Annotated in this window: 28 protein-coding genes; 7 read left to right on the top strand and 21 right to left on the bottom strand. The window is 67.5% G+C overall.

The features are described 5' to 3' along the window. The 18 genes from trbL to LQ220_RS13570 all read right to left on the bottom strand — a co-directional run. Positions 1-950 (bottom strand): P-type conjugative transfer protein TrbL (gene trbL / locus LQ220_RS13655; RefSeq protein WP_230188846.1); only part of this gene is annotated, 950 nt, incomplete at its 3' end. Continuing rightward, on the bottom strand, positions 947-1,252 hold the full coding sequence (gene trbK-alt / locus LQ220_RS13650) for a putative entry exclusion protein TrbK-alt (RefSeq protein WP_230188845.1): 306 nt from the start codon (positions 1,250-1,252) through the stop codon (positions 947-949). The genes trbL and trbK-alt, both read right to left, overlap by 4 nt. 6 nt (positions 1,253-1,258) lie before the next feature. Next, positions 1,259-1,975, bottom strand: coding sequence for a P-type conjugative transfer protein TrbJ (gene trbJ, locus LQ220_RS13645; RefSeq protein ID WP_230188844.1), 717 nt, complete (start codon positions 1,973-1,975; stop codon positions 1,259-1,261). Continuing rightward, the gene (gene trbE, locus LQ220_RS13640) at positions 1,972-4,422 is read right to left on the bottom strand and encodes a conjugal transfer protein TrbE (protein WP_230188843.1); all 2,451 of its coding nucleotides are present in this window, start codon (positions 4,420-4,422) and stop codon (positions 1,972-1,974) included. The genes trbJ and trbE overlap by 4 nt, the downstream gene beginning before the upstream one ends. Then, positions 4,419-4,700: a VirB3 family type IV secretion system protein gene (locus LQ220_RS13635; RefSeq protein ID WP_230188842.1), complete on the bottom strand. Its 282-nt coding sequence runs from the start codon at positions 4,698-4,700 to the stop codon at positions 4,419-4,421. The genes trbE and LQ220_RS13635 overlap by 4 nt, the downstream gene beginning before the upstream one ends. Continuing rightward, on the bottom strand, positions 4,697-4,996 hold the full coding sequence (locus LQ220_RS13630) for a TrbC/VirB2 family protein (protein ID WP_230188857.1): 300 nt from the start codon (positions 4,994-4,996) through the stop codon (positions 4,697-4,699). The genes LQ220_RS13635 and LQ220_RS13630 overlap by 4 nt, the downstream gene beginning before the upstream one ends. 32 nt (positions 4,997-5,028) lie before the next feature. Next, positions 5,029-6,015: a P-type conjugative transfer ATPase TrbB gene (trbB, locus tag LQ220_RS13625; RefSeq protein ID WP_230188841.1), complete on the bottom strand. Its 987-nt coding sequence runs from the start codon at positions 6,013-6,015 to the stop codon at positions 5,029-5,031. A 170-nt stretch (positions 6,016-6,185) separates the two neighbouring features. Further along, complete coding sequence (locus tag LQ220_RS13620) at positions 6,186-6,611, bottom strand: CopG family transcriptional regulator (protein WP_230188840.1); 426 nt, start codon at positions 6,609-6,611, stop codon at positions 6,186-6,188. A 9-nt stretch (positions 6,612-6,620) separates the two neighbouring features. After that, positions 6,621-8,594 (bottom strand): conjugal transfer protein TraG, encoded by a 1,974-nt coding sequence (locus tag LQ220_RS13615; RefSeq protein WP_230188839.1) that lies wholly within the window; start codon positions 8,592-8,594, stop codon positions 6,621-6,623. Between the two features lie 15 nt (positions 8,595-8,609). Further along, positions 8,610-10,367 (bottom strand): DUF3363 domain-containing protein, encoded by a 1,758-nt coding sequence (locus LQ220_RS13610; RefSeq protein ID WP_230188838.1) that lies wholly within the window; start codon positions 10,365-10,367, stop codon positions 8,610-8,612. Between the two features lie 238 nt (positions 10,368-10,605). Continuing rightward, positions 10,606-11,517 (bottom strand): lytic transglycosylase domain-containing protein, encoded by a 912-nt coding sequence (locus LQ220_RS13605; protein WP_230188837.1) that lies wholly within the window; start codon positions 11,515-11,517, stop codon positions 10,606-10,608. A 4-nt stretch (positions 11,518-11,521) separates the two neighbouring features. Continuing rightward, entirely contained in the window at positions 11,522-11,857 is a 336-nt protein-coding gene (locus LQ220_RS13600; RefSeq protein ID WP_230188836.1) for a DUF736 domain-containing protein, read from the bottom strand. A gap of 35 nt (positions 11,858-11,892) precedes the next feature. Beyond that, positions 11,893-12,438: a S26 family signal peptidase gene (locus LQ220_RS13595; RefSeq protein ID WP_230188835.1), complete on the bottom strand. Its 546-nt coding sequence runs from the start codon at positions 12,436-12,438 to the stop codon at positions 11,893-11,895. Beyond that, a complete protein-coding gene (locus LQ220_RS13590; protein ID WP_230188834.1) occupies positions 12,435-12,941 on the bottom strand; it encodes a DUF2840 domain-containing protein in 507 nt (168 codons plus the stop codon). The genes LQ220_RS13595 and LQ220_RS13590 overlap by 4 nt, the downstream gene beginning before the upstream one ends. Next, a complete protein-coding gene (locus LQ220_RS13585; RefSeq protein ID WP_015459426.1) occupies positions 12,938-13,204 on the bottom strand; it encodes a helix-turn-helix domain-containing protein in 267 nt (88 codons plus the stop codon). Before LQ220_RS13585 ends, LQ220_RS13590 begins: the two co-directional genes overlap by 4 nt. A 130-nt stretch (positions 13,205-13,334) precedes the next feature. Beyond that, positions 13,335-13,958 (bottom strand): DUF2285 domain-containing protein, encoded by a 624-nt coding sequence (locus tag LQ220_RS13580; RefSeq protein WP_230188833.1) that lies wholly within the window; start codon positions 13,956-13,958, stop codon positions 13,335-13,337. Next, positions 13,897-14,238: a DUF6499 domain-containing protein gene (locus LQ220_RS13575; protein WP_230188832.1), complete on the bottom strand. Its 342-nt coding sequence runs from the start codon at positions 14,236-14,238 to the stop codon at positions 13,897-13,899. The genes LQ220_RS13580 and LQ220_RS13575 overlap by 62 nt, the downstream gene beginning before the upstream one ends. A 34-nt stretch (positions 14,239-14,272) precedes the next feature. Then, positions 14,273-14,536 (bottom strand): DUF2285 domain-containing protein, encoded by a 264-nt coding sequence (locus tag LQ220_RS13570; RefSeq protein WP_230188831.1) that lies wholly within the window; start codon positions 14,534-14,536, stop codon positions 14,273-14,275. A 169-nt stretch (positions 14,537-14,705) separates the two neighbouring features. Between LQ220_RS13570 and LQ220_RS13565 the strand changes: the two genes are divergently transcribed. Further along, positions 14,706-14,933, top strand: coding sequence for a helix-turn-helix transcriptional regulator (locus tag LQ220_RS13565; protein ID WP_230188830.1), 228 nt, complete (start codon positions 14,706-14,708; stop codon positions 14,931-14,933). A 157-nt stretch (positions 14,934-15,090) separates the two neighbouring features. Here the strand turns inward: LQ220_RS13565 and LQ220_RS13560 are convergent, their stop codons facing one another. Further along, positions 15,091-15,933 (bottom strand): DUF932 domain-containing protein, encoded by an 843-nt coding sequence (locus LQ220_RS13560; protein ID WP_230188829.1) that lies wholly within the window; start codon positions 15,931-15,933, stop codon positions 15,091-15,093. 11 nt (positions 15,934-15,944) lie between these two features. On the opposite strand from LQ220_RS13560, the gene LQ220_RS13555 reads away from it, so the two are divergent. Together LQ220_RS13555 and LQ220_RS13550 are read left to right on the top strand one after the other, a co-directional pair. Next, positions 15,945-16,178 (top strand): hypothetical protein, encoded by a 234-nt coding sequence (locus tag LQ220_RS13555; RefSeq protein ID WP_230188828.1) that lies wholly within the window; start codon positions 15,945-15,947, stop codon positions 16,176-16,178. A 223-nt stretch (positions 16,179-16,401) separates the two neighbouring features. Further along, positions 16,402-17,211, top strand: a complete 810-nt coding sequence (locus tag LQ220_RS13550; RefSeq protein WP_230188827.1) for a sulfite exporter TauE/SafE family protein — start codon at positions 16,402-16,404, stop codon at positions 17,209-17,211. Positions 17,212-17,279: 68 nt separating this feature from the next. Here the strand turns inward: LQ220_RS13550 and LQ220_RS13545 are convergent, their stop codons facing one another. Further along, positions 17,280-17,579 carry a DUF736 domain-containing protein gene (locus LQ220_RS13545; RefSeq protein WP_230188826.1) on the bottom strand — a complete coding sequence of 100 codons (300 nt, stop codon included), beginning with the start codon at positions 17,577-17,579 and terminating at the stop codon, positions 17,280-17,282. 464 nt (positions 17,580-18,043) lie between these two features. Between LQ220_RS13545 and LQ220_RS13540 the strand changes: the two genes are divergently transcribed. The 4 genes from LQ220_RS13540 to arsH are packed head-to-tail and all read left to right on the top strand — an operon-like array spanning position 18,044 to position 20,649. Further along, positions 18,044-18,391, top strand: coding sequence for a metalloregulator ArsR/SmtB family transcription factor (locus LQ220_RS13540; protein ID WP_230188825.1), 348 nt, complete (start codon positions 18,044-18,046; stop codon positions 18,389-18,391). Beyond that, positions 18,388-18,813, top strand: a complete 426-nt coding sequence (gene arsC / locus LQ220_RS13535) for an arsenate reductase (glutaredoxin) (protein WP_230188824.1) — start codon at positions 18,388-18,390, stop codon at positions 18,811-18,813. The genes LQ220_RS13540 and arsC overlap by 4 nt, the downstream gene beginning before the upstream one ends. A gap of 7 nt (positions 18,814-18,820) precedes the next feature. After that, positions 18,821-19,897 (top strand): ACR3 family arsenite efflux transporter, encoded by a 1,077-nt coding sequence (arsB, locus tag LQ220_RS13530; protein ID WP_230188823.1) that lies wholly within the window; start codon positions 18,821-18,823, stop codon positions 19,895-19,897. A gap of 32 nt (positions 19,898-19,929) precedes the next feature. Next, the gene (gene arsH, locus LQ220_RS13525; RefSeq protein WP_230188856.1) at positions 19,930-20,649 is read left to right on the top strand and encodes an arsenical resistance protein ArsH; all 720 of its coding nucleotides are present in this window, start codon (positions 19,930-19,932) and stop codon (positions 20,647-20,649) included. 150 nt (positions 20,650-20,799) lie between these two features. Here arsH and LQ220_RS13520 read toward each other — a convergent pair whose 3' ends face one another. Further along, positions 20,800-22,875 (bottom strand): ParB/RepB/Spo0J family partition protein, encoded by a 2,076-nt coding sequence (locus LQ220_RS13520; protein ID WP_230188822.1) that lies wholly within the window; start codon positions 22,873-22,875, stop codon positions 20,800-20,802. Positions 22,876-23,015 lie beyond the last annotated feature (140 nt).

The following is a 23,015-nucleotide window of genomic DNA, read 5'->3' as shown; positions in this document are numbered from 1 at the left end:
TGGTGGGCAGCGTCAGGTGTGTAAAAGAGACGGCCCCCACCCACGGCGCCCGCAACCGCGCCAGCGCCAAGGCGGGCGGCGGCCGCGCCGCCGACCAGCGCGCCGCCGGCCGCGAGCACGGTTCCGGCCGCCGCGCCCGCCCCGAGCGCGGGACCGCCAGAAACGATGCCGTTGGCGATGCCGGGACCGAAAATCGAAAGGCCGAGCAGCGACAGTGCGGCCAGCGCGATCGCCATGACCTGGTTGATGTCGGGCGCGACGCCGAGGCTGGCGTTGGTGAACTGGCTGAAGAGCGTCGTGCCGATGCCGGTGATGACGGCCAGGACCAGCACCTTGATGCCGGTCGAGACGACATGGCCCAAGACCTTCTCGGCCATGAACGCGGTCTTGTTGAAGAAGGCGAAGGGCAGCAGCACGAAGCCGGCGAGCGTCACCAGCTTGAACTCGATCAGCGTGATGAAGACCTGCACCGCGATGATGAAGAAGGCGAGCACGACGATGACCCAGGCGAGCAGCAACACGAGGATCAGCGCGAGGTTCGAGAAGACCGCCCAGAGGTTGGAAAATTGACCTGCGGCGTCGAGTAGCGGCCTGCCGGCTTCGAGGCCCTTCGCGGCGATCATGCCGGGTTTCATGAAATCGGAGATCGACATCGCCCCGCCGCTCGCCTTGAGGCCGAGCCCGGCGAACGACTGGAACACGATATTGGCGAGCGAGGAGAAGTTGCCGATGATGAAGGCGAAGGTGCCGATATAGAGCGTCTTCTTGATGAGGCGCTGAAGCACGTCCTCGTCCGCGCCCCAGGCCCAGAACAGCCCGGCGAGCGTCACGTCGATGGCGATCAAGGTCGTCGAGAGGAAGCTGACCTCGCCGCCGAGCAGGCCGAACCCGCTATCTATGTAGCCGGTGAAGACGCTGAGGAAGGTGTCGATGACCGATGTGTCGTTCATGGCGCGTCGCCTTTGGCGGGCGACGACGGGCCGCCGTCGCGCTCGGTGTCGGGGGCAGGCTCATCCTGTCGGAAGAAGCGGCGGCGGTTCTCGGCCCAGGCCGCCTCGCAGCCCGCGTCCGGCATGGTGAGCGTCGCGCATCGATCCAGCTCACGCGCGAGCCGGGCGCGGCCTTCGTCCGCCGCTACGGCGGCGCGCGGTGATGGAGGTGGTGCGCTCGGCCGGGTGGCGGCGACGATCGCCACCGTCATCATCAGCCCGGCCAGCGCCGACACCCCCGCGATCTTCGCCGTGCGCGACATGGGCGATCAGTTGCCCATGAAGCGGCGGAACCGCTCGCGGCCCTCCGCCTCCTCGGCGGCCTGGCGCGCGGATTGCAGCGCCTGTGCGCGGCCCTGCGCGGCGACCGCAGCGGTAAGGTCCGCGAGCTGCTGCGATTGCAGGGCGAGAAGCTGGTTGCCCGCCTGCGTCGCCTGAAGCGCGCCGGTCGCCGACTGGCTGGCCGAGACCAGACCGTCCATCGCCGTGCGCGCGCCGTCGATATTGCCGACGACGCCTGCCTGCACCTTCAGCGAGTCCTCGAACGCGCCGACGCTATCCTCCCACCGCGCATTCGCATTGGCGACCATCTGCGCCTGCGTGCCCGTCAGCGTCGCACCCTTGTAGCGGCTGCCGAACACCTGCTGGACGTTCTGCACGTCATAGGCGATGCGTTGCGCTTGCCCAAGAAGCTGCTGGGTGCGCTGCACCTGCTGCTGCAACTGCTGGAGCGAGCTGAACGGCAGCGAGGTCAGGTTGCGCGCCTCGTTGATGAGCGAGGTCGCCTGGTTCTGGATTTGCTGGATCTGGTTGTTGATCTGCTGGAGCGACCGGGCCGCCGTCAGCACGTTCTGCGCATAGTTGGTCGGGTCATAGACGATCCCGCCGAACTGCGCGTGCGCCGGTGTCGCGGCAGTGATGCCGATGGCGCTCGACGTCGCGATGGCGCCGGCCAGGATGGCACGGCGCAGGATAGTCGTCTTCATAGTGGTAACTCCTGCTGAGGTTGATGCGAGGGATCGGGAGGAAGAAGCTCGACGGCCCAGGCGCAGCCGCGATGGCGCAGCCATTCGGCCGCGAAGGCGGATTGCCCGTGGGCGTCGATCAATTCGGCGATGCGGAGCTGGTCGGTCTTTGACGACGCGGCGGCAAACGCCAGCGCCACCTCGCCCAGCCCCAGCTCGAAGAGCCGATTGCCGCGGCGTGACTGGCAGTAATAGTCGCGCTTGGGCGTCGCCCGGCTGAGGATTTCGATCTGCCGCGCGTTGAGCCCGAACCGCTCATAGATCGCCGCGATCTGCGGCTCGGCCGCGCGCTCGTTCGGCAGGAAGATGCGTGTCGGGCAGCTCTCGATGATGGCCGGCGCGATGCTCGACGTCTCGATGTCGGCGAGGCTCTGCGTGGCGAACACCACGCTGGCGTTCTTCTTCCGCAAGGTCTTGAGCCATTCGCGGAGCTGCGCGGCGAAATCCGGGCTGTCGAGGACCAGCCAACCCTCGTCGATGATGATGAGCGTCGGCGAGCCGTCCAAGCGGCCTTCGATCCGGTGGAACAGGTAGGACAGGACCGCCGCGGCCGAGCCGGCGCCGACCAGGCCCTCGGTCTCGAACGCCTGAACCGACGCCTCGCCGAGCCGTTCGGTCTCGGCGTCGAGCAGCCGGCCCCACGGCCCGCCGATACAATAGGAAGCGAGCGCCTGCTTGAGCTGCTGGCTCTGGAGCAGCACGGCCAACCCGGTCAGCGTGCGCTCGGGCGCCGGGGCGGACGCCAGCGATCCGAGCGCGGACCAGAGATGCTCCTTGGCCTGCGGATCGACCGCGACGCCTTCGGAGGCGAGGATCGCCGCCAGCCATTCAGCCGCCCAGGCGCGCTCGGCGGGATCGTCGATCGCTCCAAGCGGCTGAAGCTGGACGCCTGTCTCCGCTTCGTCGGCGAGCATCCCGCCGAGATCCTGCCAGTCGCCGCCCATGCCGAGCGCGGCGGCGCGGATGCTGCCGCCGAAATCGAAGGCGAAGACCTGAGCACTCTCGTAGCGGCGGAACTGCATCGCCATGAGCGCGAGCAGCACCGACTTACCGGCGCCGGTCGGGCCGACGATCAGCGTATGGCCGACATCGCCGACGTGAAGGGAAAACCGGAACGGGGTCGAGCCTTCGGTCCTGCCATAAAGCAAGGGGGGTTGTCCGAAGTGCTCGTCCCGTTCCGGCCCCGCCCATACCGCTGACAGGGGGATCAGGTGGGCGAGATTGAGCGTGGAAACCGGGGGCTGACGAACATTTGCGTAGGTGTGGCCGGGAAGGCTCCCCAACCATGCCTCGATCGCGTTCATGCCCTCGGGGATGACCGTGAAGTCGCGGCCCTGGATGACCTTCTCGACCAGCCGCAGCTTCTCGGCGGCTATGGCCGGATCGCGGTCCCACACCGTCACGGTCGCGGTGACATAGGCCATGCCTGCATAGTCGGCGCCCAGCTCCTGCAGGGCGGTGTCGGCGTCGGCGGCCTTGTTCGAGGCGTCGCTGTCGAGCAGCGTTGATGCCTCGTTGGTCATCACCTCTTTCAGGATCGCGGCGACGCTCTTGCGCTTGGCGAACCACTGGCGACGGATCCGGGTGAGCAGCTTGGTCGCGTCGGTCTTGTCGAGCATGATCGCGCGGGTGGACCAGCGATACTCGAAGGCGAGCCGGTTCAGCTCGTCGAGCAGTCCGGGGAACGTGACGGACGGGAAGCCGACGATGGTCAGCGTGCGGAGATGATGGTCGCCCAGCTTCGGTTCGAGACCGCCGGTCAGCGGCTCGTCAGCCAGCAGCGCGTCGAGATGCATGGGCGTCTCAGGAACGCGGACGCGCTGACGGCGGGTCGAGATCGTGCTGTGCAGATAGGTCAGCGTCTCTTGCGTCTGGAGCCAGCGGACTTCGGGCACGAAACCTTCGACCAGGTTCAGCACGCGGTCGCTGCGATCGGTGAAACCCTTGAGCAGCTCCCAAGGGTCGACACCGGATGTTGAACGGCCCTCGTAGAGCCAGCCTTCGGCGCGCGCGGCTTCCTCGGCCGGCGGCATCCACAGCAGCGTCAGATAATAGGCACTCTCGAAGTGTGCCCCTTCCTCGCGGAACTGTTCGCGGCGCTCCATATCGACCAGCGCCGAGACCGGATCGGGGAACGTGGATTCGGGATAGTCGAGCGCGGGCGTGCGCTGCGCCTCGACGAAGATCGCCCAGCCCGAACCGAGCCGGCGCAGCGAATTGTTGAGCCGCGCCGTCGTCGCGACCAGCTCGGCCGGCGTGGCGCTATCGAGATCGGGGCCGCGGAAACGCGCCGTGCGTTGAAAGCTGCCGTCCTTGTTGAGCACGACGCCTTCGCCGACCAGCGCGGCCCAGGGCAGGAAGTCGGCAAGGTGCGCCGCGTGCCCGCGGTATTCGCGAAGGCTCATCATGACCGCATCCAGCTCGGGTAACGGAGGTGGCGGCGGGCCACGTCCACGAATTGCGGGTCACGGCGCGCGGCCCAGACGGAGAGCGCATGGCCGATGGCCCAGATGACGAGGCCGGCGATCCAGAGGCGCAGGCCAAGGCCGATCGCGCCCGCCAACGTCCCGTTGACGATGGCGAGCGACCGGGGGGCGCCGCCGAGCAGGATCGGCTCAGTCAGCGCCCGGTGGACGGGGGCGTAGAAGCCCGCGATCGGTTCGCCATATTCGGCTGCGCCCGTCATGCGATCAGCGCCCCGCCGCCGAAGCTGAAGAAGGACAGGAAGAAGCTCGACGCAGCGAATGCGATGCTCAGCCCGAACACGATCTGGATCAGCCGGCGGAAGCCGCCCGACGTGTCGCCGAAGGCCAGCGTCAGGCCGGTCACGATGATGATGATGACCGCGACGATCTTGGCCACCGGCCCCTCGATGCTTTCGAGGATCGACTGGAGCGGCGCTTCCCATGGCATCGACGATCCACCCGCATGGGCCGGGACGGCGAAGGTCAGCGCGATCACGCTGGCGGTGGCGGCAAGCATGGCGCGACGTGCGCCATGCCGGATGGCATGGATCATGGCAGGTCTCCCGGTTGGGTGTTGGAAAGCGGTGTGAGCCGGTAATCGCCGGTCGCAGGGTCGAGCCCTTCGACACGGGCCAGCTCGGCGAGGCGGCGGCCGTGCCCGTCGCGGACCAGCACGGCGATCAGGTCGATGGTCTCGGCGAGCAGCGCGCGCGGGACCGTGATGACGGCCTCCTGGATGAGCTGCTCCATGCGGCGCAGCGCGCCGAGCGCCGTCCCGGCGTGGATCGTGCCGATGCCGCCGGGATGGCCGGTGCCCCAGGCTTTGAGGAGGTCGAGCGCTTCGGCGCCGCGCACCTCGCCGATCGGGATACGGTCGGGGCGCAGGCGCAGCGAGGACCGCACAAGATCGGACAGCGAGATGACGCCATCCTTGGTCCGCATGGCGACCAGATTGGGCGCGGCGCATTGCAGCTCGCGCGTGTCTTCTATGAGGACGATGCGGTCGGTGGTCTTGGCGACTTCGGCCAGGAGCGCGTTGACCAGCGTGGTCTTGCCGCTGCCGGTGCCGCCTGCGACGAGGATGTTGGCGCGGGTCTCGACGCCGTGCCGTAGCGCCTCGGCCTGGCGCCCTGACATGATCCCCGCCGCCGCATAGTCGTCGAGCGTGAACACAGCGACGGCGGGCTTGCGGATCGCAAAGGCCGGCGCGGCGACCACGGGCGGCAACAGCCCCTCGAACCGCTCGCCGCCTTCGGGCAGCTCCGCCGAGACGCGCGGAGACTTCGCGTGAACCTCGACGCCGACATGGTGTGCGACGAGACGAACGATGCGCTCGCCGTCCGCTGCCACCAGCGTCATGCCGGTGTCGCTGATGCCCTCACCGAGCCGATCGACCCACAGCCGGCCGTCCGGGTTCAGCATAACCTCGATGACGGCGGGGTCTTCGAGCCAGGCCGCGATCGAGGCCCCGAGCGCGGTGCGCAGCATCCGCGCGCCGCGGGATTTCGCTTCGGATCGGATCGGGTGGACGGTCAAGACTTGGCCCCTGCAATGGACCGGGCGAACCGCCGCCCGGCGTCAGGAGCACATCAAGAGAGCCAGAAATTTATCCGCCGCAACAGCTAGTTGAAGGCGTAGTAGAGGCGGCGGCATATACTTGCAGGATGCGGATCGGCCGACCGGCATCCCGCCCGCCGAGACCATGATTATTCCGAATCGGGCGACTGCTTCGGCCAGACGTCCTCGGGGATCTCATCCATCAGGCTCTTGCCGCTCGCGTAGCGGCGGCCGAGTGTTTCTACGAACCCCTCATAGCGCTTGCGCCCCTTGACCTGGGCCGCGGCCTGCTCGTCGTCGGGAAGCGGCGGCGTTACGGCCAGCCAGAAGCGGACGAATAGCGTCAGCGCCTCGGTCGTCAGGCCCGTATTGCGCTCAAGCCGTTGAACCTGTCGCGACAGGCGGTCAAGCCGCCGCGCGAACGCGGCCTCCATCCGATCGGCGCCGTCCGGCGACAGATAGGAGGCGACCGCCGCCTCCACGATCGCCGAACGAGAGATGCGCCGACGGATGGCCAGCTCGTCGACCTGTTTGGCGAGCGCCGGCGGGAAATAGACATTGAGGCGGGTGCGCATCACGGACTCCTACAGATCGATCCCGTCGCCGGGGTCGAGCGACGCCTGCCGCGCGAGCCCCTGCATCCGGCGCCTCACGGCGGCCTGCCGCGCCGCGTCCTCGGGTTCGTCGTCGACGATCGCGAACTCCTGTGCGGGCGGCGCCGTCGTCTCCGGCGCGATGGCGACATGCTCGGGCAGCTCGGGCTCCCGGCGCAGCCCGCCATTGGCGGCGTCCTCCTGCGCACGAACGATCCGCGCCACATCGGCGGGATCGGCGGCGGCCGCGCGGCCGGTCCAGTCGTCAGGCCGGGCCGCGACCGCGGCCGGCTCGGGCGCGGCCATGATCCGCTCGGCGAAACGCGGATCGCGGAAGTAGCGCGCCTTCTTCGCGCGGATCGGATGAACGCCCGCCACCATCACGATCTCGTCGTCGGGCGGGAGCTGCATCACCTCGCCCGGCGTGAGGAGCTGCCGGGCGGTCTCGGACCGCGACACCATCAAATGTCCGAGCCAAGGCGAGAGACGGTGCCCGGCATAGTTCTTCATCGCGCGCATCTCGGTCGCGGTGCCGAGCGCGTCCGACACGCGCTTGGCGGTCCGCTCGTCGTTGGTGGCGAAGCTCACGCGCACATGGCAGTTGTCGAGGATCGCGTTGTTGGGGCCGTAAGCCTTTTCGATCTGATTGAGCGACTGTGCGATGAGGAACGCCTTCAGCCCGTAGCCCGCCATGAACGCCAGCGCGGACTCGAAGAAGTCGAGCCGGCCGAGCGCCGGAAACTCGTCGAGCATCAGCAGCACGCGATGCCGGTCGCCCTTCGGCGTCAGCTCCTCGGTCAGCCTCCGTCCGATCTGGTTGAGGATGAGGCGGATCAGCGGCTTGGTCCGCGAGATGTCGCTGGGCGGCACGACGAGGTAGAGCGTCGCCGGCCGGTCGCCCTCGACCAGATCCGATATGCGCCACTGACAGGCCCGCGTGACCTGCGCGACGACCGGATCGCGGTAAAGGCCGAGGAACGACATGGCGGTGCTGAGCACGCCCGATCGCTCGTTATCGGATTTGTTCAGCAGCTCGCGCGCGGCCGAGGCGACCACGGGATGCACGCCGGCCTTGCCCAGGTGCGGCGTCGCCATCATCGCGGCCAGTGTCTGCTCGATCGTGCGCGACGGATCGGACAGGAATCCCGCAACGCCGGCCAGCGTCTTGTCGGGCTCGGCGTAGAGGACGTGGAGGATCGCGCCGACCAGCAGCGAGTGAGAGGTTTTCTCCCAATGATTGCGACGCTCGAGACTGCCTTCGGGATCGACCAGCACGTCGGCGACATTCTGCACGTCGCGCACTTCCCACTGGCCGCGCCGCACCTCCAGCAGCGGGTTGTAGGCGGCCGACGCGGCGTTGGTCGGATCGAACAGCAGCACCCGGCCATGCCGCGCGCGGAAGCCCGCGGTGAGCTGCCAGTTCTCGCCCTTGATGTCGTGGACGATCGCCGATGCCGGCCAGGCCAGCAGCGACGGCACGACCAGGCCCACGCCCTTGCCGCTCCTCGTCGGCGCGAAGCACAGCACATGCTCGGGGCCGTCGTGGCGAAGATAGTCGCGCGCGAGCTTGCCGAGCACCACGCCGTTTGGTCCGAGCAGGCCGGCGGCGCGAACCTCCCGCTCGGTCGCCCAACGCGCCGACCCGTAGGTCTCGGCGTTCTTCAGCTCGCGGGCACGCCATACCGACATGCCGATGGCGACGGCGATCGACACGAACCCGCCCGACGCCGCGATATAGGCGCCCGTCAGGAAGATGCCGGGCGCATAGGCGTCGAACGAAAACCACCACCAGAAGAAGGCAGGCGGCGGATAGATGCGCCACTCGCCAAGCATGAACCACGGCGGACCAAGCTCGGGCTGATAGGCGAGCGCGGCGGCGGTCCACTGCGTCGCGCCCCAGACCGCGGAAAGCACGATCAGGAACACGATGATGATCTGGCCCCACAAAATCTTGGTCGCGGACATGAGTTCACTCCTGAATTAGAGGCCGAGGCCGCGCTTGCGGCCCAGCGCCCAGTCGATGCCGCCGCCTGCGCGGACGACGCCGGACACCTGCCGGCCGAGTTGCTGTTCGAGGGTGCTGGCCCAAGGCACGAGCTGGAAACCGAGGCCGTCGTCGATCATGGCGAAGCGGCCGGACGTGAGCGCGAGGCGCTGGCGCACGACGCCTGCGATCTTCTCGCCGGTGGCAGCCGGGCGATAGGCAAGCCCGGTCTCGCCCGCGATCTTCGCGCCGACGGAATCCAGCTCGCGCTTGCGGAGCCTGTCGAGCATCCCGCGCTCGAACACCGTGCGTTCGCCGAAGCGGCGCGCCAGCCCCTCGCGAACGAGATGATCAGTGCGCGCGTCCATCGCCCGGCGCACCTCGGCGCCGAACCCGCCGTCCGCGACGCCGGCGCCGCGCTCGATCAGGCGATGGTCGAGCCAGGTCGCGCCGGGCGCCTTGATCTGCGCGGGCAAGTCGAGATCTGATCGCGTGGCGAGGATGAGCGCCGGCTTCTCGTCGCCGGGCCTGCCGACGCCGCGCAGCTCGACGATGCCGCCGAGCGCCGGGCTATGCTCCAGCGCTTCGAGACCCGGCAGGCGGACGTGATGGGTGCGGCCGTCCGTGCCGTCGATGACGGCATAGGCCGTCCCGGTCAGTTCGTCGTGCAGTCCTTTGTCGATCAGCCGGCCAGCGATCGGCTTCTCGGGAGCGCCGCTGACGACGGCATAGCTGTCGAGCGGCCGATCCTGTCCGCGCTCTTTGAGCGCCGCGCCGATCGTGCGGATGATGTCGCCGCGTGACCCCAACTCGCGCAGCTTCGCCTGCGCGCCTGTCGCAACCGCCCATTGACCCGGCTCACCCTCGGCCGCCAGCCCCATCGTCTCCAGATGCTGCAACCGCCCGATCATCAGCCGGCGGAGTCGCGGATCGTCCGGGCCGGGCCGCTCGGGGCGCAGGTCGATCACGCCCAGCTCGTCGGCGGCGCGCCCGATCTCCCCGTCGAGCCGGGTCCAGCGCTCGGCCGTCACCTCGCGGTCGAGCGCGCGCTGGACTTCGTGCTCGGGTTTCGGCCCTAGCTCCGCGAACGCCAACTCCTCGGCGCGCGAGCGCAGGCCGTGGCCGATATAGTCGCGCGCCATCACGAGATCGGCGCCGGTGTCGGTGACACCGCGCACGAGCAGATGGACGTGCGGATTGTCGGTGTTCCAGTGATCGACCGCGATCCATTCCAGGCGTGTGCCGAGGTCGGCTTCCATCTGGCGGACGAGATCGCGGGTGTATTCGCGCAGGTCGGAAAGATCGGCGGCATCCTCGGGCGAAACGATGATGCGGAAATGATGCCGGTCGTCCTTGCATCGCTCCGCGAAACCGCGATCGTCGGCACGATCCCCGTCGGCGTCGAACATGCGCGCGGGCGAGCCGTCGCGGGTGACGCCCTCGCGCTTCAGATAGGCGATGTGCGCGGACAGCGGCGCCATGCGCCGGCCGCCGACGCGGTGGCGGACGGGCAGCGCCTTGACCAGCACGCGCCGGCCCGATCCGAACAGGCGGCTCCGCGCGAACGATGTGCGCCCGCGCCCGAAGCTCGATTGCCCCCGCGAGCGCGATCCGCCCCACCCGGCGCGCTTGCCGCCGCCGCTGCGGGCGGCGACGCGCAGCACCTCGGCCACCAGGCCGCGCGCATTGCGGCCCTGCGCCTTGCTGCGCTTGGCCTTGCCTGGCCGGATGCGGAAATCGCTGTCCTCGCTCATGGCCGGGCCGTTTTCCGCCGAAAACGGCCTGTGGTGCCGTTCGAGGCGCTGTTTTTGCTCGCTTTTTTCTTCCGCGCGGCACGCGCGCCGACCGACGCCCCCACGTTAGCCATAAGAAAAGCCTCGGCTTTTCGGCAAAACGGGGTGCGGCTTGTATCTTGCCCTCGTCTGTCCCGGCCGTTTTCTCCCTCCCCAGCCTCACTTCTGCTTCGGATGGTCGAGGGTTGCGCGATGCCGATCATTGCGATCGGCCCGCGCGAGCGCGGGAGACGAACAGCGTGTCGGCCTGCCTCTCCGTTGGCGATGCAATGGCGTTATCCTCGCCGGGTGCTGGTCGGCCCGGCGGTGCTGGCGCTGCACCAGTCGCGCTCCCCGGTTGCACAGGAACCGCATCCGAATCCGCGCTCGCCGTGCGCACGAACAGCGCGGCGCGGCGCCAGGCGAATGGATCGGGCGAAGCGCTCACCGCCGTTTCAACTGCGTCCGACGTGCCGACAATCGACGTCAGTTTTGCGAGATAGGCGCGCGTCTCGGCGGGCAGCGGACGGCCGCGCGACAGGTAATCTTCGTAGCGTCCCGGCCCCGCGTTGTATGCCGCCAGCATCGCCGTCGCGCTGCCATAGCGGTCGAACATCGCGCGCAGATAGGCCGCGCCCGCCATGATGTTGTCGCGCACGTCATAGGGATCGCTCCCGAGACCGTGGCGGGCGCGAAGATTGGCCCAGGTCGCGGGCATGATCTGCATCAGGCCCATCGCCCCGGCCGACGAAACGGCGCGGGCATCGCCGTTGCTCTCGACGCGCATCACCGCCCAAATCCACGCCTCGGGGATGCCGAACCGGCGCGCCGCGTCGGCGACATGCTCGGCATAGGGATGACGCGCCACGGCTCGATCCGTCGCCGCGTCCTGCGCCGACGCCGCCATTGGGACAGCCCCGGCCGAAAGCAGACCGAGGGCGAGCGCCACCGCCGATCCGGCTCCGCACCGCCGCCAGCCTGCCAGCGTGCTCGCTGCGGTAAAGGGTACGCGCGGCGCGCCGGCCTTCGGCCGCCCTTGACCTTCGCTGCGCGCCCCGGCCGGCCTACGCCCGAGCGGGACGAAGGGATGAGACGGCTTTCCCGCGAACAAAGGGATGATGGAGAAGCGCACGATCTCAGTCCTGCTCGCGCGGCTTCTGGGGCCGGTTCCAGCGCAGCGACCATGCCGATTTGTCATTGGTGTTCTGGAACAGCGCGGCGCGGATCGGCTGCGCGAAGGTGGGATCGTCGATGCGCAGCGAGACGTAATCCCCGGCGCGTTCGCCGCTCTCGTTCCAGCCCGCGCCGATCTCCGGTCCGTCGCCGTCATCGCCGCGATGGACGCGCCAGTCCGGCGCCTTCTCGGCATCGCTCGGCTCGGCCGGAACGATGGAGATGCGGATGTCGAGCATCGCGCTTTCGAGGATGCCTTCAAAGCCATTGGCGGTGCGGATGAAGCTGCCGATCTGCATGGGAATCTCCTTTGGGTTGGCAGGGAAAAATCGGGTCAGCGCCAGGTGAGCGGCGCGTCGGGGGTCTGGCGGGTGAGGATCGGGATCGCGCGGCCGAGCACGGCGGACGCGCGGAGCGGCCCGAAATAGCGGCCGTCCAGGCTGTCGGGATGATCGGGATTGAGCAGCAGCAGCTCGCCCGCCGCGAGCGTGCGGCAGCCCTGCCAGACCGGCAGCGGACGGCCGATCCGGTCGCGCATCAGCGCGACAGCGACGGGCCGTCCCTCGACGCTCACCGCGACACCGATCCGGCACACATGCTGCCCGGCCTTGGCGGCGACGTGCTTCAACAGCGGCACGTTCCTGCCGAGATAGCCGCGCTCGGCCATCCAGCGGCCAAGCCGCTCGGGCGGCTCGACCGCGACCAACGCGCCGCGCGGCGGATCGCGGTCCGGCTCGATCCGATAGAGGCCGAGCGGCGCGCTCGCGCTGGCGTTCCAGACGACGCGCGGCAGCGGATCGGTGATCGCGATGACCGCGAACGCGCCAGCGAAAGCCGACGCGGTGATCGCTGTCGCGCGGACGTAGAAGCGGCGGGTCATCCTTCGATCTCCCGGCGCTTGAGCCAGGCGCGATGTCGCTCCAACGTGTAGAGTCGCGGCTGATGTCCGGCGGCGATGCGGTTGTGGACGTGGCGCCAATGATCGGGTGCGGCGTCGCACGGATCGACACCGGCCGCTTCGGTCGCGTCGATCGCGGCCAGCACCTGTTGGACCTTGGGCCAGCCCTCGATCTTGAGCAGGATGTCGCCGCCCGGCCGCACGAACGGCAGCGTCGTGAACGGCTCACCGGCTGCGACCGCGCGCACCACGTCGATGCGCGAGATGATCGTGCCGTAGTCGTTCGACGCCCAGCGGACGAACGCGAACACGGCGCCCGGCCGGAAGCTGACGATGCGGCGGCGGCGATCGACGATCTCGTCCTTGGCGATGCGGCCGAACCTGATCCAGTGCTCGACCCGCTTCTCGATCCAGGTCAGTTCGACGCGGGTTAGGCCGTCGCCGGTGGCGGTCGGCAGGCGCATAGGTGACGGCGGCATGATCATCGCCGGCTCCGGGCGATGGCCGAGTCGGCGCGCGGCATGAGGTCGTCCTGCCCCGGATCGGAGGTCGAATGCTTGATGCCGATGTCGGCCCAGGCGCGCAGGTCATCGACCGAATAGACGACGCGGCCGCCGATCCGGCGGTAGGCCGGGCCGGTCCCGAAATAGCGGTGCTTCTCCAGCGTTCGGCCCGAGAGGCCGAGAAAGCGCGCGGCTTCCGGCGTGCGCAGGAAGCGGGGCGGCAGGTTGGTGGGCGTATCGGACAAGTGACGGCTCCTGCGGGCAGTGGCGGCAGGAGGCGTAAATGACAGGCCGGACGCGGCCGGGTGGGGTATGAAGATGTGCGGCTGCACGGATCTGACCACCCCCTGCGAGGGCGCCACCGGGGCGGACGGATCAGCGAATGCGGAGCAGTTTGCGGTAGTCGCCGTTCATCATCGCGATGCCGTCGCGGACCAGGCGCACGACGAACGACCGCGAAGCGGACATCTTCCAATCGCTGGCGGACAATCTGGTCGCGTCATCACGTCCGAGCTCGACCGCGATCTGGCGATAGGTCGCCCCGCCATCGCGCAGGTCGAGCGCGCGGAGCATCAGGTCGAGCCGCGCCAGCCGGTAGGCGGTGAGCGGCCAGCCGCGCGGCAACGGCCCCGCCGCACGCCCGAACAGGCGGCGGTGGAAGCGCAGCAGGCTCGCGATGCGCGTGATGAAATCCTTGTCGAGCGGGATGACGGCGGCGAGCGGGCGACCGGGCTCCGGATCGCGCAGCCAAAGCCGATGCTCGCCGGCAGCGTCAGAGACGATGACATGGCGCCCTTCGATACCGGCCACGTCGGCGAACAGCGCGCCGAGCGCGCGCGGATCGACCGGCGCGGCACGCTCGAATCCATCCGGGGCGGCGTCGAGAATGACCGTGACGGCGGTCAGTTCCGGCCGCCAGACGACCGGCTCTGAAAGATCATCCGGCGCCGTGGCGAAAGGACAACCCCCAGCGCCGCGCGAATGCCGCCTCGGCGGCATCCTTCGCGACGGCGCCGCTGGCGATGCGCTTCTGCATCTGCGCATGTTCGGCGCGATAAGTGGGGTTTCGCCGTAGAAACTCGGCGGCGATTTCAGCGCGCCCGCTTGCATCGGACAAGCCGCCGATGCGTTGCTGGCGCCGTCCCGGCGGCATCGGCATTGCATCCTCCCAGCCGCGCATTGCGCGAATTTCGGGAGGGACAACATTGCCGCGCAGGAAGCGTCGCAATAGCGCGAAGGTTGCGCTCAACCATGCTCGGAAGGCTGCGGCGCGAACCACGAGGAAGCGCCAAAATGGATGAAATCTTAACGCTTTAGGGACGCTCGCAACCGAGCAGATGGGCGTAGCCAACTTCGGTCATCCACCGCGCTCGCGCGAGATGGCTGGCGTGCATGGTCTTCGCCCTATGCGGTTCGGCGGCGGCGTCGATGCCGAGAATAAGGGCGGCGACCTCGCGCCAGTCGGCGCCCTCCTCGGCCGCGTCGAGCAAGCGCAGATAGTCCGCCAAATGGCTTTCGTCATAGGCGGTGAGCTGCGATACATCCGGCGCGCGATCTGCGAAATGGCTGGTGCTCATGGCGCCCCCGACATGATCCTCATTAACGAACCTAGACCAAATACATGCGCCGGCTATGTGCAAGTCTCGCATCGTTCGTTGCACCTGTTGCAGCGACAAGCGCCGCCAGACCGGCGATACACCTTATAGGAGATAAACCGGATAGTGTGTATCGTCCAGTTTGCCGCGCATGGATATGCGCCGCCTCGTGGGATTGAACTTCGCCAGATTGAGGAAGGAGAAGGGCTTTACCCAGGAGCGCTTTGCCGAGACATCGGGCTTTACTCAACAATATGTAAGCGATCTGGAGCGCGGGCGACGCAATCCCACGGTCGTCACCCTGTTTCATCTGGCATCGGCGCTTGGCGTTACACCGGCCGAACTTGTCGCCGAAACCGACTTGCCTGGGGGCGACTAACCTCTCCTGAGAAGCGAGCTGGGCGCCAGCCCGGCGAGCGCGCCATTGCGGCCGCGCGGACCTTGGGACGCGCGGCCGCCGCCGATCCGGTGCAGCGGATCGGCGCGAAACGGGAAAGGCCGCAGGGCCGGAAACTCGGCCCTGCGGTGGCGAATGCTCAAGCGGCTTTGAGGCGCTGCATCCCCTCGGCCAGCGTCCACAGCGCACGGTTGAGCGTCACATTCTGGTCGATGCCGTTGATCGCGCGGGTCTGACTGCGCCGGATGCGGCCCTCGGCATTGCGCTTGCGGCCATGCAGCCCGCCGCGAACGACATTCTCCTGAATGACGTTGAACGTGGTCCAGAGACTCCGGTCCACATCCTCGCGGCGGCGCGGCTCGATGATCTGGTCGGGCCGCACCGGACTTTCATCGTCGCCGTAGCGGGCGACAAGGCTCACCTCGCCAAGCAAGCGCTGTTCGTCGGGGGAAAGCTGAATCCCCTTCATGGTTTCGCTGGCGTCGATCAGCCGGGGAAAGTCCTCGGCGACGGTGTAAACGCCCTCGATAATGTCATGCTCGATATTCCCCTTGTGCGGAACGCGGACCTCCTCGAACCGCTCGCCTGCAATCATGCTGTTGGTGCAGACGAACCGCAGCATCCCGGCGAACATCTGGTAAGCGCTGGTCCCGTCATGGCTGTTGACGATGATGACTTCGGCGGCCTCGGGCTTACCGATCCCGTCATCGCGGCGCAGGCGCAGCATGTGCTTGGCGTGGCCGTGGCGGCTGCCGTCGCGAGGAACGGACTGCACGGCGAAGAACGGAAACCATCCTTCCCGGCGCAACCCCTCCACGATGTCGATGGTGGGAACATAGACGTAGCGATCAGAACGGCTGTCGTGCGCCTCGCGGGCAAAGATGGACGGGACATGGCGATAGAGCGCCTCGTTATCGAGCGCCTCATGGCCGCTGATCTGGTGGGCGTTGCGGCCGAACCGGGTGGCGAGTTGATGGTACATGGCTGAACTCCTTGGGCTTGGGTTTCCGCGCAGCGGAGCGCCGCGCTGAAACCCTGCCCGTCGGCGAGACCGGGGGTGCAACCGGAGTGGGCGGCTTCGCGGGGAACCGGCTGCACGGAATGGCGAAGCCGTGGAGGAAGCTGGGCGGAAGCCGCTCCGAAGGGCGCTGGGGGCAGCGCCCCAAGCACTGCGGCGCCAAGTGGCGCCGCACGACAAATGCGCCTAAGCGGGATCAGTCCGCGTAGAAGCTGCTGAGCGACACGAACGAACAGGGCTACACCTGCTCACCTCGAGCCACCGGGCAGATCGGGCGGAAGGCGTTCACATAGCCCGTCTAGATGAACGCGCTCAAGCAGAGCGGCAGCGCGCGCCTGTCGATGCACATGCGTGGCCGAGGAAAAGGAATAGTCGTGGGGAATGGTGAACGGGAGTGCGAGGACGAGTTGCTCGCGCTGGAGCGAGCACGCGATGAAAGACGCTGACGCGGCAGTCCGCAACCCTATCCCGGCCTTCTCTGCTGGCGGCGTGATTGGCACGCTCGGCGGGCTCATCGGTCTCGGTGGGGCTGAGTTCCGGCTGCCCCTGCTGGTGGGGCTGTTCGGCTTTCCGGCGCTCGAAGCGGTCATCCTGAACAAGGCGATGAGCCTGATAGTTGTGGCGACGGCGCTTCCGTTCCGCACCGGCACCGTGCCGTTCGCCGAAATCGCCACGCACTGGCCGGTCATCGTCAACCTGCTCGCTGGCAGCATCGCAGGCGCCTGGTTCGGGGCGGGTTGGGCGATCGGGCTCAAGCCCGAAACGCTGCACCGGATCATCGGTGTTCTGCTGGTCCTGATCGCGTTGGCGCTGGCATTCGGTCACGGCCTCACCGGCGGCCATGCGCTGGTGGCGAACGACTTAGTGCGGATCGCAGCCGGCATCCTGGCCGGGTTCGCGATCGGCATCGTCGCTGCTTTGCTCGGGGTCGCTGGCGGCGAGTTGCTGATTCCGACTCTGATCCTGTTGTTCGGGCTCGATGTGAAGCTCGCCGGCAGCCTGTCGCTCGCGATCAGCCTGCCCACGATGATCGCCGGGTTCGCGCGCTATAGCCGCGACCGTAGCTTCGCCGTGATCGGCCGGTATCGCATGTTCGTCATCGTCATGGCGCTCGGCTCGATTCTCGGCGCTTTCATCGGGGGGCGGCTTCTCGGGATCGTGCCTGAAGCCGTGCTGATGCCACTGCTGGCGACGATCCTCATCTTGTCCGCCGCCAAGATGCTTCTCCACCGTCGGCACTGATCCGTCCCTCTCTGGCGGCGAGCCGCCGAGAGGGAAACGCCCCGCCGGAGGGCGGGGCGTCGCGTCGCTCAGCGCGACCAGATGAGTGCATATTCGCCGGCGGTGTCGGTCTCGCTCAGGGTGGCGTAGATCGGCGCCGGGAAGCTCGGATCGTCCAGCTTGATCGAGATGTAATCGCGGTTCTCGCGGCTGGTCTTCTTCCATCCCGCGCCGCATTCGACCGAGCCGACCGCGAGGCGGTAATCGGGCGCCTTGTCGCTTTCCTTGTCGATCGGCCGGAGGGTCGCCTTGGCGTTGAGGGTCAAGGTCTTGACGGTTCCGGTGAAGGAGCCGTTGCTTGCCTGGGTGAAGGTGCCGATGGTGGCCATGTCGTAGTTCCTTTCGCTTTCGGGCCACGACCGCCGCGGCCTCGATGGCGATCGGTGAAGCGGGGATGATCGGACGCGCACCGCTTGCGGCCAGAGCGCAGCGGAGGATGGCGACGCGCGGCTTTTTTGCTTCGCGATGCAAAGCCGAAGGCGGCGGAAAAAAGTCGCGCGTCGCCGTTGCGCCAGGCCGAGCAAGGCGAAGCCGGCCCCGATTAGATCAAGCCAATCGAGAGGCCGCGTGGTCTTGCCGATGAGGGACCCGGACATGCGCGCGCATATCGGCGCAGAGCGACAGCGGGCTACGGATCACGGCACTGTAGGCACGAAAGACTGGCCGCGCATCGACTTGGACCACCCGATCGAAAGTGACACGGCCTAGACCAGAGCAGGAACTGTATGCGGGGATCGGCATCGATCGGATGCAAGGGGGTGGCTTTTGCCAGAATATCCATTATTCTCGATATATGGATTCCGAATCAACCATTCTCGCCATGAGCGCCCTAGCGCAACCGACGCGGCTCGACACGTTCCGCCTGTTGGTGCGCCACGAACCTGACGGCTTACCGGCCGGCGAGATCGCCCGCCTGCTCGACGTTCCGCAGAACACCATGTCGTCGCATCTGGCGATCCTGACGCGGGCGAAGCTGGTGACATCGGAGCGGCACAGCCGTTCCATCATCTATCGCGCGGACCTCGGCACGCTCCGCGCGCTCACCCTCTATCTCGTCAAGGATTGCTGTGCGGGTCGGCCCGAACTTTGTGCGCCGCTTGTCGAGGAACTGATGCCTTGCTGCGAAGGACCGCGCCCATGACTGACATCATCATCTACCACAATCCCGACTGCGGGACGTCGCGCAACACGCTGGGTCTGATCCGCAATGCGGGGATCGAGCCGCATGTCATCGAATATCTCAAGACGCCGCCCGCCCGCGCGCTGCTCGTCCAGCTTATCGAACGGGCGGATATGACGCCGCGCGATCTGCTCCGCGAAAAGGGCACGCCTTATGCGGAATCGGGTTTGGGCGACGAACGCCTGAGCGATGACGCTCTGCTCGACGCGATGATGGCGCATCCGATTCTCATCAATCGGCCGCTGGTCGTCTCGCCGCTCGGCGTAAAGCTCTGCCGGCCATCGGAGGCCGTACTAGATCTCCTGCCGTCGCCCCAGCGCGGCGCGTTCACGAAGGAGGACGGCGAGCGTGTCGTGGATGAGCATGGCGCCCGGATCGTCTGAGGTTTCCATGTCCACGCCCCCCCTTGCGGCGACCGCGCCGCCACGCCCCGGTATCAGCTTTTTCGAGCGCTATCTGACCCTGTGGGTGGCGCTCTGCATCGTGGCGGGCATCGCGCTCGGTCATCTGCTACCGGGCCTGTTCACCGCTATCGCCGCGGCCGAGATCGCCCGCGTCAACCTCGTCGTGGCGGTGCTGATCTGGCTGATGATCGTCCCGATGCTGCTCAAGATCGACTTCGGCGCGCTGGGTTCAGTGCGGCGGCACTGGCGCGGCGTCGGCGTCACCCTGTTCATCAATTGGGCCGTCAAACCCTTCTCAATGGCGCTGCTCGGCACATTGTTCATCGGCTGGCTGTTCGCGCCGCTGCTGCCAGCCGGACAGGGATCGTCCTACATCGCCGGGCTCATCCTGCTCGCCGCCGCACCTTGCACGGCGATGGTGTTCGTGTGGTCGAACCTGTGCGACGGCGATCCGACGTACACCTTGAGCCAGGTCGCGTTGAACGACGTCCTCATGGTGTTCCTGTTCGCGCCGCTGGTCGGACTGCTGCTCGGCGTCGCCTCGGTGACGGTGCCCTGGGATACGCTAGTGATCTCGGTCGGTCTCTACATCGTCGTGCCGGTGATCGTGGCGCAGCTTGTGCGGAGCCGTGTGCTGGCGACGGGCGGACAGGCCGCGCTCGATCGACTGCTGGCCCGGCTCGGCCCCGTATCGCTGGTTGCGCTGCTGGCGACGCTGGTGCTGCTGTTCGGCTTTCAGGGCGAGGCCATTGTGGCGCAGCCGCTGGTGATCGCACTGTTGGCCGTCCCCATTCTAATCCAGGTCTATTTCAACGCGGGGCTGGCCTATTGGCTGAGCCGCCGCCTCGGCGTCGCGTGGTGCGTGGCGGCGCCGGCCGCGCTGATCGGCGCGTCGAATTTCTTCGAGCTGGCCGTGGCTGCGGCCATCAGCCTGTTCGGTCTCAAGTCGGGCGCGGCGCTCGCCACCGTGGTCGGTGTGCTGGTCGAGGTGCCGGTGATGTTGTCTGTCGTGACGATCGTGAAGCGCTCGCGCGGTTGGTATGAGAAGGGAGTGAGTGCGTGAGGCGCCTGCGAGACGTTTCCGAGCTGGACCATATGCCGGCGCTCGACCACCGCTATGTTCATGAGCGGCCTGCGCTCGGGCTTGGCGCGGTTAGCCCGCCGCCGCGTATTCTGTTGCTCTACGGCTCGCTGCGCGACCGTTCCTTCTCGCGCCTCGCGGTCGAAGAAGCGGCGCGGCTGCTCCAGTTCTTCGGAGCCGAGACGCGCATTTTCGATCCGTCCGATCTGCCGCTACCCGATCAGGTCGAGGGTGATGACCATCCCGCGATTCACGAATTGCGCGAACACGCTCTGTGGTCCGAAGGGATGGTCTGGTGCAGCCCGGAACGTCACGGCCAGATCACCGGCATCATGAAGGCGCAGATCGACCATCTGCCTCTGGAGATGAAGGGGATGCGTCCGACCCAGGGCCGCACGCTCGCGGTGATGCAGGTATCGGGGGGATCGCAATCGTTTAACGCAGTCAACTCGCTGCGCCTGCTTGGTCGCTGGATGCGCATGTTCACCATCCCCAATCAGTCGAGCGTGGCGATGGCCTACAAGGAGTTCGACGATGCCGGTCGTATGAAGCCGTCCAGCTATTATGACCGCATCGTCGATGTCATGGAGGAGCTGGTGCGGTTCACGGTGCTGCTACGCCCGCACGCTGCGCAGCTTGTCGACCGCTATTCCGAGCGAAAGGCCGCCGGCGTGGCGGTCGACCCGGCCAACGACCTGTCGGCGATCGCCATCGCGTCGCAAACATCACAATGAATCCTATTCGCGAGCCGGGCCATGCCCGGCGAGCGACGACTATCTCTGCATGACCATAGCGGCCGCGCCCCAACCGGGCGCGGCCGCTATTTTTTGGGATAGCTACAAAAGGAAAGCCGGGACCGCTTGCGCGGCCCCGGCCCAATGCCGCTATTCGGCGGCGACAGCATAGGACGCTTCATCGTCCTGCGCTTGTGCTTCGGAGGTCTCCGCTTCGGACGGCTGCTCCACGGCTTCGGCTTCCTCGGCCTCTACGGGCGCGAACTGCTCCGTCTCCGGCTCGGGGGTCCGCAGGGTAACGGGCAACCATCCCGTCCCGGCCAGAAGCTGCTCGGCGGCGTGCGCCATGTCGGGCTTCTTCATGTCCGCGATGCGGCGGGCAGCATCCTCGGACACGCCTTCGGACACGGCCTCCACGATATGCGCCTTGGTGACGCGGCCAAGGTAACTGTCCACCGTTGGCGTCCAGTCCTTCGCCACGTCCAGCGCCAGCGCGGTCGCCAGCCTGTCCGCCGTTTGCAGCGAGCGGGGCTTGCGATCCCACGGCAGACGCAGGGCGTTGACCGTGCGAGCCGCGCAATGCGCCAGCAGCAGGGTCCGCTTCTCGTCGTCCAGCGCGACGATGAAGCCCCACAGGTCCGCCACGTCGCGCGGCATCCGCTCGGCCCATGCCTCGTGCTGCTCGTTCGCCCGTGCCGCCAAGGGGGTGTCCTCGATCCCGTCCGCATGGCTCCCCAACGGGGTCACGGTCGGACGAACTTCAAGGCAACCGGCCTCCGCATAGCTGTAGAACAGTTGCGCGGTCAGCGTGTGGGTCAGCGCGATCAAGGCCGTATCGGGCCGCTCGGCCAGCGCCACGCGCAGCGCCAGCGTCCGATGCGCGGACAGGTCTCGGGTGAGGCTGTCGGAAATGGGCTTGCCCGGTTCCTCGTCCTCCTCGATCTCCTGCGCTTCCTCGTCGCCGTCCTCGGGCTGCCCGTCGTCCCCATTCTCCGGGACCGCCGCGTCGCCTTCTTCCGGCTCGGGCTGCGGATCGGCCAGCGCCTCATCCTCGAGCCGCACGAAACCGCGCTCGACCCGAACGCTGCCGTCATGGTGCAACACGACGAACGCCCCGCCATGCGCGACCACATTGCCGTCGTAGGCGGAACGCTTGGCCGAAATCACGTCGATCTCGTCGGACACGGCCTCCAGCTTCGCCGCCACATCCTCGGGCATCTCGTCATAGGACGAATAGCCCTCGGCAAGCGCGTCATGCTCGGTGGACAGCGCCTCCAGCCGGGCCTCGTCCTCGTCGGATAGCGGAACCGACTGTGCATAAAAACGCCGCATCCCGTGAGCGTGGGGATAGTCGATATGCGCCTCGGTCCATTTCCAGCCCTCGGCCTGAACCCCGCCCGCGATCTCGCGCAACTTCTCGGCGGCAAGCATGTCGAGCAAGCCCGCGTCCTCGAAGAACCCGCCCCGATCCTCGCTGAACAGGTCGCGGATGATGGTGCCGCCCGCCTCGATATAGGCGTCGGCCCCGACGAACACCGCGCGGCGATCATCGGCAGGCACGTTGGCGGCGGTCATGTCGCGGCGGATGATCCACGGTTCGCGGTTGTGATGCAGCCCCTCGAAAACCTGCTCCTGCCGGGCATGGTCCTCGGTGATGGCGAAGGCCATAAGCTGGTCCAGCGTAAGCCCGTCTTCCCGATAGACCTGCAACAACTTGGGAGACACAGCGCCAAGGCGAAGCCGCTGCTTCACCACGCCCGCCGACACGCCGAACCGCGCGCCGATCTCTTCCGCGCCCCAGCCCTTGCCGTCCGAAAGCTCACGGAACCGTTCGAACTGATCGGCGGGGTGCATCGGGGTCCGGGTCACGTTCTCGTCCAGACTGATCTCGGACGGATCGTTGGCCGTATCCAGCCAGCACCGGACGGGTTCGGACTTCTTGATCTGCTTGCGCTTGGCGCGCAGCAGCATCGCCAGCCTGCGGCCTTCGCCAGCGGTGACGAGATAGTTGCCGGTCGGCGTCCCGTCCTCCTTGGTTTCCGGCTCGACGACAAGGTTCTGGATCAGCCCCTTGTGCTGGATCGACGCGGCCAGCGCCGCGATGGCGGCCTCCCCATGCGGCACCTTGCGGGCGTTCTTCGGGGACTTCTTGAGCTTGGCCAGCGGCACGAAGATTTCGACGCCCGACACAGGCTCGGCGGCTACGGTTTCGGTAGCAGCGTTCATCACACTTCTCCTTCAAACCACACGCACCCCGGAATGGGGTGGGCGGCGAAAGAGCGACCGGCAGGCCCGCCGGCGGAGCCGGGCAGCATCCGTGAGGACCGGAACGCAGAGGAGGTAAGCGCGGGCGAGCCCGCGCGTTG

Source organism: Sphingobium sp. CECT 9361, assembly GCF_918741285.1.
Taxonomy (GTDB): domain Bacteria; phylum Pseudomonadota; class Alphaproteobacteria; order Sphingomonadales; family Sphingomonadaceae; genus Sphingobium.
Note: the sequence above shows the minus strand (reverse complement) of the source record. Positions and strands in the feature narration are given on the sequence as shown.